At 33.1% G+C, this 12,134-nt stretch carries 8 protein-coding genes; all 8 read right to left on the bottom strand.

The features are described 5' to 3' along the window. Nucleotides 1-94: 94 nt before the first annotated feature. The 8 genes from GB234_RS08295 to tilS all read right to left on the bottom strand — a co-directional run bounded on the left by GB234_RS08295 (nucleotide 95) and on the right by tilS (nucleotide 12,051). Nucleotides 95-2,572, bottom strand: a complete 2,478-nt coding sequence (locus tag GB234_RS08295) for a S8 family serine peptidase (RefSeq protein ID WP_151894079.1) — start codon at nucleotides 2,570-2,572, stop codon at nucleotides 95-97. A gap of 183 nt (nucleotides 2,573-2,755) precedes the next feature. Beyond that, complete coding sequence (pgi, locus tag GB234_RS08290; protein ID WP_151894078.1) at nucleotides 2,756-4,249, bottom strand: glucose-6-phosphate isomerase; 1,494 nt, start codon at nucleotides 4,247-4,249, stop codon at nucleotides 2,756-2,758. Nucleotides 4,250-4,278: 29 nt separating this feature from the next. Then, a complete protein-coding gene (locus tag GB234_RS08285) occupies nucleotides 4,279-5,151 on the bottom strand; it encodes an N-acetylglucosamine kinase (RefSeq protein WP_151894077.1) in 873 nt (290 codons plus the stop codon). Nucleotides 5,152-5,203: 52 nt separating this feature from the next. After that, nucleotides 5,204-6,202 carry a type I glyceraldehyde-3-phosphate dehydrogenase gene (gene gap, locus GB234_RS08280; RefSeq protein ID WP_172966865.1) on the bottom strand — a complete coding sequence of 333 codons (999 nt, stop codon included), beginning with the start codon at nucleotides 6,200-6,202 and terminating at the stop codon, nucleotides 5,204-5,206. 81 nt (nucleotides 6,203-6,283) lie between these two features. Further along, nucleotides 6,284-7,273, bottom strand: coding sequence for a 6-phosphofructokinase (gene pfkA, locus GB234_RS08275; protein WP_151894076.1), 990 nt, complete (start codon nucleotides 7,271-7,273; stop codon nucleotides 6,284-6,286). Nucleotides 7,274-7,455: 182 nt separating this feature from the next. Continuing rightward, nucleotides 7,456-8,448, bottom strand: a complete 993-nt coding sequence (locus tag GB234_RS08270) for an alpha/beta hydrolase (RefSeq protein ID WP_151894075.1) — start codon at nucleotides 8,446-8,448, stop codon at nucleotides 7,456-7,458. A 294-nt stretch (nucleotides 8,449-8,742) separates the two neighbouring features. Continuing rightward, nucleotides 8,743-10,716 carry a protein-disulfide reductase DsbD family protein gene (locus GB234_RS08265; protein ID WP_151894074.1) on the bottom strand — a complete coding sequence of 658 codons (1,974 nt, stop codon included), beginning with the start codon at nucleotides 10,714-10,716 and terminating at the stop codon, nucleotides 8,743-8,745. A 6-nt stretch (nucleotides 10,717-10,722) separates the two neighbouring features. Beyond that, nucleotides 10,723-12,051 carry a tRNA lysidine(34) synthetase TilS gene (gene tilS, locus GB234_RS08260; protein ID WP_151894073.1) on the bottom strand — a complete coding sequence of 443 codons (1,329 nt, stop codon included), beginning with the start codon at nucleotides 12,049-12,051 and terminating at the stop codon, nucleotides 10,723-10,725. Nucleotides 12,052-12,134 lie beyond the last annotated feature (83 nt).

The following is a 12,134-nucleotide window of genomic DNA, read 5'->3' as shown; positions in this document are numbered from 1 at the left end:
GATTAGAATGCCTGGGGAGTTTATTATTGTCCAATATACAATAAAAAAATGGCTGTCCATTGGACAGCCATTTAAAGTATGATACGATTATAAATTACTTTTTAATAATCTGCTTTACAGCACTTGTATTTTGTGATGTGATTTTCACAAAATAAGTTCCTGATGCTAATGAAGAAATATCAAATGTTGTTGAATTTCCATCCAATGTAACAACTTTAATTTGCTCACCTAATACTGAATAAATTTCTACAGTGTTTATTTGAACAGCCGCTGAGATTGTCAATAAATTAGATGTAGGATTAGGGTATAGCTGTAACCCATCGATATTATTATCTCCTAAACCAAGTTCAATCATGGTAGTAAACTTTCTTACATCTGAAAATTCACCTTCTCCACAAATATTTGCACCCCTAACTCTCCAAAAATATTCTGTTTCAAATTCAAGCCCTGTAATTTCTACGAATAAATCTGGTGTTGAAGCTGACTCTACTATATCTGTAAAAACCTCATCTTTAGCTACTTCATAAAAATATTCATCAACATCACCTGCAGCAGCATCCCATTCTAATGTAATGTCCACTGGTCTATTTCCTGCATTATTAGGTGGAAAATCTAATTCAACAACTGTAATGAATGACATGTCAGTAATTTCTAATGTTACAAATGTACTAGTCGTTTGTGAAGTCCCAGTTCCTACTATTTCCATAGTATAATCACCTACTGCCAATCCAGTAATATCATCTAAATTTAAAACAACAGTTCCGCTACTAGAAAGTGAGCTTGGTGTTAATGTACCAGTTACTCCAGCAGGAACTCCATTTACAGTAAAATTAACAGTTTCTGTTACTCCAGCATCAAACTCTACATCTATGTTGAAATCTACAGTCATCTCTGCTGCACATTTAACAATGTTTGCATCTTCAGTAGATACTGAAAAGTCTTGATTAGAAATTCCATCAATAACAACAGCAAAATCTTGATTCTCACCTACTAAAAAATCACCTTTATGATTAACTGTTAAGGTATATACTCCAGCAGCAGGAGGTGTAAATTGAATAATTTCAATATTATCAACATTATTTACTCCAGTTGTTGCTGAAGATTGGAAGTTTGAACCATCTAATATCCATGGTGAAAATGTGTTTGAAGTTCCATCTTGAGAAATAACTGCATCAAGATCGTTAATTAAGCTAGGCGTATTTACATCGTTATTACCTGATGGAAGTAAATTACCTTCTGGATCTGTCCAAGCTACAGCAACAAAAACATCATTTGAACCGTCGGCAGTAAAAGAAACTGTATAAGCTCTATTAGATTGCATAGAAGCCTCTGCTATCATTGACGTGTTTCCATTATTAGTAATAACATTTGCAGCACGCTCAGTATTCATCAATCCCCAACCAAATCTATAATCTGGTCCTGGAGCTGTTCCAGCTTCATCAGCAGTACTTAGAATAAGTGCACGTAATGTAGAAGCTTTCATAAACTCCCCATTTATATCATTATAGTGTTGTTGTAATAACATAGCACTTCCAGAGACATTAGGAGTAGCCATTGAAGTACCATTTAATGTGCTAAATGCAGAATTTGAACCAGAACCAGAAGAAGTCATATTAACTCCTTTTGCTGAAATATCTGGCTTGATACGACCATCATCTGGTGGTCCCCAGCTACTAAAGCTAGACATAACTACACTATTAGGCCCAGTATAATTAAGAACTTCATTTACAGCTGCTACTACAATATTATTTTTAGCTAAACTTTTATCTGTCAAATAATCATATCCACCATCTCCATTATTACCTCCAGACTGTCTATCATTACCAGCTGAACATATAGGTAAATAGTAAGGTGCATTATATATAATACGATCAATATTTCTAGCATTATTGTCATAATACCCAATGTACCATAAAGGTCCATTATCTGCGCGAATTCCATAGCTATGATTAGAAACTAAAAGCCCGTTACCAGCTTCAGCTGTCATTTCTGGTTCGTCACTATTAAAATCATAAGCTATTAAAGAAGCTACATGAGCCATCCCTTTTACTTGTCCGGCAAATAGATCTCCATTTCCAATCATAGTACCAGAAACGTGTGTTGAGTGATTACTCAAACTTGCTGGATTATCCATTTGAGTTACTCTATCATTTAATATATTATGTGTAGAACGAACTCTTCCTCCATCCCAAATTCCACCTAACATATTTTCACCATTAAGATCTAACCCAGCAGCACCTCCAGTATGTACACGGTCTGTACGTGTTGTAATTCCACCTTCACGATTGTCTGTCGAATAATACATAGGACTCCCATCTGGGTACAAGCCTACTAACAAAGCATTACCACCATCAGGTAAACTAATTTCTATATCCCAACCATTTGCAGCGGCTGCTACCATTGCTTTTTGTTGTCGTTCTTCAAAATCATTTGCCAACTCAGCTTCTAATTGAGTTAAAGCTGTTTGATTATACTTAGCAGCAATTTCTTGACGTTCAGCAGGTGTTTGAGCCATTGCTGTTGCCATACCAGCGAGAAGCACAACTCCTGATAAAAATGTAGACTTTTTCATATATTTTTTATAATTATAATTTAAGATTGCTAATTTAATAAAAAACTGTTGATTTTATTTGTCATAACTTCCTTAATCATATGAAAACAGCCCATTTTTAACACTATTCAGGTTTTAAAAACCTATTTTGAGAGAAATTATTTAAGAAAAACAAATAATTATTAATAAACATGCAATAAGTTACTATGAATTAAGCCTCTTAAGTGCTAATTTTTTTCCAAGTTCCACTCCTATTTGGTCATAACTAAAAATATTCCAGATGATACCTTGAACAAATAGTTTATGTTCATATATAGCTATTAAAGATCCTAATGACTGTGGTGTTAGCTTTTTAATAAAGAGAGAGTTTGTGGGTCTATTTCCACTAAATGATTTAAAGTTGTTTTCTACTTCTGTTCCTTTAGTTCCCATTAATAAAGCATCTGTCTGAGCATGAAAATTTGCTAGTAATTTTCTTTGATGTTCCTCATTTCCGTAGAGAGCCTCTTTAAAAGCAATAAAATCGCAAGGAATTAATTTTGTGCCTTGATGTATTAATTGAAAAAAAGCATGTTGTGCATTAACGCCAGTGCTACCCCAAATTACTGTTCCAGTTTGATAATTTACAAAATTACCATTTCTATCTACAGACTTTCCATTACTCTCCATTACTGCTTGTTGTAAGAAGTTGACAAATTTTGAAAGGTATTGAGTATATGGTATGACCGCCTCAGTTTCTGCTTGAAAAAAATTATTATACCATACGGATAATAATGCTAATATAACCGGAATATTCTCAGAGAATGGTGCTTCTCTAAAATGGTTATCCATTTCATTTGCTCCATTTAATAATTGCTCAAAATTTGAATAACCAATAGCGCAACAGGTAGAAAGGCCTACTGCACTCCAAAGTGAAAATCGACCACCAACCCAATTCCACAAAGTAAATGTATTCTCTTCTGAAATTCCAAAACTTGAAACTTCTTCAAGATTTGTAGATACCGCCACAAAGTGTTTTTCAATATCTGACTCTAACGCTTTTTCTAAGAACCAGCTACGCACAGTTTGTGCATTTGTCAACGTATCTTGTGTTGTAAATGATTTTGAAACTATAATAATTAGTGTGGTTTCTCTATCTAGATTTTTAAGGGTTTCCATTACATGATCCCCGTCAATATTTGAAATATAGTGTGTTTTTAAATGGTTTTTATAGAAGGATAATGCCTCAGTTGCCATTGCTGGACCTAAATCACTTCCGCCAATTCCTATATTTACAATATTTGTTATTGCTCTACCTGTATAGCCTTTCCAAGAACCACTAATTATTTTTTCTGAAAAGTGCTCCATTTGAGACAATGTAGCTTTTACATCAGGTTTTAGATTGTTAATATCTCTTAATGCTGTGTGTAATACTGCTCTATTTTCGGTTTCGTTTATTAATTTGCCAGTAAATTGAGCCTCAATGGCTTCTTTTAGTTTTACTTCATCTGCGAGTTCTAACAAGAGTTCTAACGTTTCCGAAGTCATTCGGTTTTTAGAGTAATCAAGTAAAAAGTTGTTCCATTGAATACTATATTTTTCAGTTCGATTCATTTCCGAAGTAAATAAATCTTGCATTTCAACATCATTGACTTTTTCAAAATGCTTTGCTAGCTTTTGCCATGCTTTTGTAGTGGTAGGATTTATTTTTGGGAACATAGTTGTTTTTAATGGTAGCTAATACTGTACTAAACGAATTTATTTTTTTTATAATATTCAATTAAACCATCAATGGGTCTTCTTATTATATTCCCCAGTTCTAATTGATATGGTTGCATACAATCTCTAATTATATCCTCACTAAAATGGGCAATACTGCCTATAAAATGAATGGGGACATGTTGTGCTTGTTTAAAACAAAGTATATGATTATCGATAAAGTTGAGAATTCCTTCACTAATTAATTTGTAAAAATAACCATTTATTTCAACGGTGTTTTCTAATCTGTCATTATTAAAAATAAACTCCGCAAAAGAAGCTAAGTACATATTGGGGTTTGGTTTTTTGTAGAGGTTTATCTTAATTTCGTCTGCATCAAGGTTAAAACTTTGTTCAAATTGTTGTGCTAAGACACTTGGCATTTTTTTATAAAAATAATCTCGTATTAATCGTTTACCAAAATAGTTTCCACTCGCCTCATCCATCAATGAGTATCCTAAAGATACTACTCCAGAGTGTACTTTTTCTCCATCAAAATAACAGCTATTGCTACCTGTACCTAGAATACAAACTATTCCAGGTTTATTAGTGATAGCGTTAACGGCAGCCACAGTGTCTTCCCTAATAATTATTGAGGCCTCAATAAAAATGGATTTTAATACTTTTTTTAAGATTGATACAGGTGTTTTTGTACCACAACCTGCTCCATAAAAATCTAATTGTATATTAGTTTTAAATAGCGGTTTTAAATCTTTACTTTCTGAAATTCGTTGGTATAATTCCTGCTCTGGAATAACTGCTGGATTAAGCCCCAGAGTTTGTGTTTTCAATATAACTTCACCCACTGTATTAAGTAAAATCCAGTCACATTTTGTAGATCCTCCGTCTGTAATAAGTATCATTATTCTTTATTAAAGGAATTTTAGCCAGTTAGATAATTAGCGATTTAATTATTTATAAACTTGCCGCATATAGTGAAAGTTCAATCAATTTTGCAGAATACCCATATTCATTGTCGTACCATGCAATCAACTTAAAAAAGTTATCATTAAGTGCAATTGCGGCATCTGCATCAAATGTACATGTATGTGGATCGCTTACAAAATCTTGAGATACTACTTGCTCATCTGTATATGCAACAATCCCTTTATAAGGTCCATTTGCAGCGTCTTTAAATAATTTTTTGATATCTTCTAAGCTAGTTGATTTTTTAGTGCGCACCGTTAAATCGACGACAGACACATCAACAGTGGGAACTCTAAAGGCCATTCCTGTTAATTTTCCCTCAAGCGCAGGGATTACTTTTGTTACAGCAACAGCTGCTCCTGTTGATGTAGGTATTATATTATTTACACCACTTCTTCCTAAACGATAATTTTTCTTTGAAGGTTGATCGACGGTTGATTGGGTTGCCGTTAATGAGTGTACTGTTGTCATTAATCCTTCAACAATACCATAAGCATCATCTATAATTTTTGCTAAAGGCGCTAGACAATTTGTAGTGCAAGAGGCATTTGATATAATAGTATCTGTAGCTTTTAAATCTTTATGATTTACTCCCATAACAAACATGGGCGCATCTTTTGAAGGAGCAGAAATAACTACCTTTTTTGCGCCAGCTTTAATATGAGCATTAGCAGTATCTATCGTTTTAAAAATACCTGTACAATCTAATACAATTGTAGCACCTACTTCACCCCATGCTAAATTTTCTGGATTTTTCTCTCCTGAAACTCTAATCGAATTTCCATCCACTATTAAATTGCCATCTTTAACTTTAATTATTCCCGGGTATTTACCGTGAACCGAATCATACTCTAATAAATATGCTAAATGTTCAACATCTAACAGATCATTTACAGCTACAACCTTGATTGCTGGGTTTTGTGATGCAATTCTAAAAGCTATTCTACCTATGCGACCAAAGCCGTTAATCCCTATTTTAGTAATCATATATTTTTTTTCTAAATGCTGCGGAAATTTTAAAACAACAATAAATTAATTTTTAAATTTTAAATTCGGAATAAATTGTGTCTAAATAGAAATTATATCTGCCACTCTAATTAAATCCTCATCTATCTTATTTGATCCTTTTAAAGATTCTTTAAAATTAACTGAAACAATCTTATTGTGGACAATACCTATCATAACAGCCCTCTCTCCATTAAGTAAAGCATCCACCGCTCCTACTCCCAGCCTACTGGCTAAAACTCTATCATAACAGCTTGGTGCGCCTCCTCGTTGAATATGACCTAAAACTGTTACTTTACATTCATACTCTTTAAGGTTTTCTCTTATGTAATCTGCAAGTCCTAAAATGTTTTTACCTATCTGATCACCTTCCGAAACTACAACAATACTTGAGGATTTACCAGACTTTTTACTTCGTTTCAAAGATTCGACTAATCTATCTCGTCCCATATCTTGTTCGGGAATAAGTATTTCCTCTGCCCCTGCACCTATCCCTGCATTTAGTGCAATATCTCCCGCATCTCTCCCCATTACTTCAACAAGAAATAAACGATTATGCGAGTTTGCTGTATCTCTTATTTTATCTATTGCCTCAACCACAGTGTTTAATGCCGTATCATAGCCTATGGTATAGTCTGTTCCATTAATATCATTATCTATTGTTCCTGGAAGTCCTACAATAGGGAAATCAAACTCCTCATTAAAAACAATAGCGCCATTAAAAGTACCATCACCACCTATGGTTACTAAGGCATCAATTTCGGCTTTCTTTAAATTATTGTATGCTTTTTGTCTGCCTTCTTTTGTTCGAAATTCTTCTGAGCGTGCCGATTTTAAAAAAGTGCCACCTCTATTGATTATATTTTTAACACTACGAGCATTAAGAGCCTCAAAGTCTCCTTCAATCAATCCTTCATATCCTCTAAAAATTCCTACACATTCAATAGTGTGATAAACAGATGAACGAACTACGGCTCTAATGGCTGCATTCATTCCTGGTGCATCACCACCACTAGTTAGTACCCCTATTCTTTTTATAGTTGTTTTATTCATAGCATAAATATAAGTTCAAAAATAGTGACATACAATTAGTTTATGTTACTAAAATACTTTTGTTTAAAATTTTCATTTTAAATTTTAATATTTCAGAAATAAGAATAAAAAAAGTATCGTCAAAGAATGTAGATAACATTATTTGTGATACATTTTTGTTTACTTTAAATAATAGATTACTACTATTTTCCTATCATCATCTGGACAGCTTCAGGAAAGCGCTCTTGCCATGATGGGACATTATGGTTACCGCCTTCGGTTTTAATATTTCGGAATACATTGTTTGTAGTATACCCACGTTCATTAAATACATTGTTTACCTCATCTTCGTATTGTGTGTAAAACATATCCAACCCCTTTGTTCCAAATGAAAAATAGAATTTATGCGTATCTGGAGGTGGTAAATTTTTTCGCATGTAATTAAAAAATGCTGGCGGAATAGGGTTACCATCACTTGGTACTGCTCCTACCCAATGTGTACTCATCCCAATGGCACCACCAAAAATTTGAGGATATTCACATACGGCGTACATAGAAATTAAACCACCCATACTTGCTCCAGCGATATAAGTATTGGTAACATCTGTGGCTGTGCTATAATTAGCGTCTATATATGGTTTAAGTTCTTGAGTTAAAAATTTTAGGTAGTCATCACTATTAAAATTAAACGATTTATTAAAAGCTCTCACCAGGCGCAATAATGAATCCTTAGTTTTTACGGGTAACAAATCAATAGGTTTTTGAGGAAAATAATCTTCACTACGTTCATTAGGGATATTATAAATACCAACTACGATTGCATCTTTTATTTTTTCTTCTGAAACTAAACGAGTAATTGTTTCGTCTATTTCGATTTCTGGCTTGCGTTTATTAACTAATGGATCAAATAAATCCTGCCCATCATTCATATAAAGGACTGCGTACTTTTTATTGGCAGAGTAATTTTCTGGTAACCAAACATCAACGGTACGCGGAATGATAAAATTTGAGGCAAAAGAATCAAAACGGTGAAGTTTACCTGTGACAGATTCATTTTCAATTATATCAAAATTATAGATTTTTGTTTGTGAAATTTCAGAAGAAGAAATTTGCTTTTCAATATTTTGAATGTGTTTTTGGGCGTTACTACAACCTGAGATTAATATAGCAATACTGCAAAACAAATAGAATTTCATAAAGATTACCTTAAAGTTTATGTAAAATTACAATGAATAAAAAAGGAATTCTCAAATGTGACTACTAATTTATTGTTAAGATAATCAGATATGTAGATTAAAATATACGTGGAAACACGTATGGTATTAAACAACACTAATCATTAAATTTGTTGTATGAATTAGTGAATATGTATAGAATATGTTTTTTGTGGGGATAAAAAACATACAATTACAATAAAAAATTTACTAAGTTAGGTTTGTTAAGAGCGTTACACTGTAACGCTCTATTTTTTTACCCTAACCAAATGTGATTTATTTTGCCCCAAATTTTGATATTCCAGTTTTCAACCATTTTTCATAATCCTCTGCATCTGGTGTGTATCCTACTGGTTTAATAAGGTTTTCTTCATCGTGATCCATGAGCACGTAATAAGGTTGTGCATTTGCTTTGTAATTTATAATTTGTAAATCACTCCACTTATTACCTACTGTTCTCACCTTTTTACCTGTCTCTTTACTTGTATACTTCTCACTTTCTGGTAATTCTTTCTTTTCATCAACATACAATGATATCAAGACTACGTCATTCTTTAAAATTGAAAGTATATTACCGTTAGGCCAAACATTTTCTTCCATTTTCCTACAATTTACACATGCGTGTCCTGTAAAATCTATCATAATTGGTTTACCTACTTCTTTAGCGTAAGCCACTCCTTTATCATAATCAGTGAATGAAAGTATGTCATGAGGAGCTAAAAGTTTTGCCCCGTCAGGTATATCGCCTTGTACTGCAGCACTTCCACCACCCAACTTAGAAAAACCTACACCATATGGAGATTCGCTATAATGTGCTGCTGGTGGGAAACCACTAATTAATTTAAGTGGCGCTCCCCATAACCCCGGAATCATATATACCGTAAATGACAAGACTAATAATGCTAACATAAGTCTCCCAACGCTAATGTGCGCCACTGGCGAATCATGTGGCAATCTTATTTTTCCTAGTAAATAAAAAGCTAAAGCTCCAAAAATAGCTATCCAGATTGCAAGGAATACCTCTCTTTCTAACCAGTGTAATTGTAAGACCAAATCTGCATTTGACAAAAACTTAAAAGCTAATGCTAATTCTAAAAATCCTAACACCACTTTTACAGTGTTTAACCATCCACCACTTTTTGGTAAAGAATTTAACCATCCAGGGAAAGCAGCAAATAATGCAAATGGTAATGCTATCGCTAATGCAAAACCTAACATTCCTACAATAGGTCCTATTTGGCTTCCTCCAGCTGCGGCTTCAACTAGCAACGTTCCTACTATAGGACCGGTACAAGAAAAAGACACAATGGCTAAAGCAAGTGCCATAAAAAAGATACCTATTAAACCACCTCTGTCTGCTTGTTTATCAACTTTATTAGCCCAAGAATTGGGTAACATAATCTCAAAAGCTCCTAAGAAAGACGCAGCAAAAACTATTAACAAAACAAAGAATATAAGGTTGAACCACACATTTGTAGATAATGCATTTAAAGCATCTGCACCAAATACTAAACTCACAAAAATTCCTAAAAGCACATAAATTACAATGATGGATAAACCATATATAATTGCATTTCTAATTCCTGCGGCTTTTGTTTTACTTTGTTTTGTAAAAAAACTGACCGTCATTGGTATCATTGGAAATACACAAGGAGTCAATAAAGCAGCAAAACCAGAGAAGAATGCTACTATAAAAATAGTCCAAAGTCCTTTATCTCCATCATCACTATCACTTGAAACTATAGCATCTTCGTCATCATCAGAACCTGCATCAACTTTGTCTGCATTACTAGCACTTTTACCTGGCAATACAAATTCTAATTCTCTAAAATCGAAAATACATTTTTCATCGTCACAAGATTGAAAACTCACTTCTCCTATAAAAGAGGATAAATTAGGATCTAGAACTTTTATTTTTTGTTTAAAGGTTGCACTATGGTCAAAATAAGTAAGCTCAAGATTAAATACTTTATCAAAACTAGTGTGCGATTCACTTTCTGTAGCCTTACCAATCAATTCTATTTTATCTTCATTATCAAGATATGAAAACGTAGTAGGAATAGGACCATCCTCATGTTCTTGCTGATCATATAAATGCCAATTATCTTCAATTTCGGCAATGTAACTTAGCGTATATGTGTCTTCACCTGTTTTTTCAATTTCTGAAGTCCATTTAACAGGTTCTAAAACTTGTGAAAATCCTGTCGCAGCAAATAAGAAAATTAAAAGTGTAGCAAATAAATGTTTCATAGTTTGTTAATGTGTTGTAATCTTTAATATCTCTTTGGTCTGGTCTGTCACTCTAAATCTATCATCAGCTCTCAGGCCAATAATCCAAACGATTTTTTTGTCACTTTCAAGTAACCAAATTTTCTCTTTCTCAGTCAAAGATAGCTTTTCATCTTTAAAAAATTTACTCAATTTCTTATTTCCTTTCATCCCAAATGGCTTAAAAACATCGCCCTCTAGCCACTTTCTCAAAGACAAAGGATAGTGCAACAATTTTGCATCTACGTATATACTAGTGGCATCAATATTTCCCATAATTTCACTAGGCATAAAACTTAGTGGTATTGGTTGACTAATACTTTTTGTGTTTTTTTTAATAAAAACTTCGGAAATTTCTGCTTTTTGATCCATTTTAGACAAAATAAACATCGTTCTGTCCTTTAAAAGACGATGTGTATTTGAAAATATAGCTTTTCCAGACTGTGCTTTATTCAATTTTACAATAGCCTTAAAATCTGTAAATCCAAAAGGGTGTAATAATTCATATAGCAATGCTTTATTATTAGGGAGCTGTTCTAATTTATCAATTTTAATAGCATATCCCTCCTCCATTTCATCAACAACCAAGTTAAAGACTAGAGCCATATAATCATCAATGAGCAATTGGCTCTCTTGAAGATGCTCTTGTGTTTTTTTAAAATTTTTAAGTAAGGTTTTATTTGTTTCTTTATAGGATGGAATTACTTCAAGGCGAATTTTGTTACGTAGATAATCTGTCTTTTTATTACTACTATCTTCTCTCCAAAATAGTTGTTCCTTTTTTGCATAATTCAAAATTTCCTGTCTTGAAAAAGGCAATAATGGACGAATTATCTTTTCATTAATTTCTGGAATTCCTGTTAATCCTCTTAAGCCTGTACTTCTTGAAAGGTTAATTAAGAATGTTTCGAGGTTATCATCTGCATGGTGTCCTGTAGCAACAAAACTGTAGTTAAATGTTTCTATAAGTTCGAAAAACCAGCTATAGCGCAATTCTCTTGCGGCTACTTGGGTTGATAGTGCATTATCTTTTGCAAATGATTTTGTATCAAAAGTTTCGGTATAAAATGGTACGTTTAATTTATTTGCGAAATTTTCAACAAATGCAGCATCTTCGTCGCTCTCATTTCCGCGTAAGCTAAAATTACAGTGTGCAATAGCAATGTCAAATTCTAATCGATGTAATAAATGAGCTAATAATACACTATCAACACCTCCACTACATGCTATTAAAATTCTAGTGCTTAAATCATTTCCTAAAGCAGGTGAAATTTGAGGAAATTTATTTTTAATATGTTCTTGAAATTTTTCGATCACTGGGTATATTTTTTAGCTAAAATTTCAGCATAAAACAAAAGCGTAGCTGTAAAGGTTAAAATTATTTATTAAAATCTATTGTT

Origin of the sequence: Patiriisocius marinistellae, assembly GCF_009014635.1 — a bacterium.
Taxonomy (GTDB): Bacteria; Bacteroidota; Bacteroidia; order Flavobacteriales; family Flavobacteriaceae; genus Patiriisocius; species Patiriisocius marinistellae.
The sequence above is the reverse complement of the archived record's forward strand: the minus strand, read 5'-3'. Positions and strand labels throughout refer to the sequence as shown.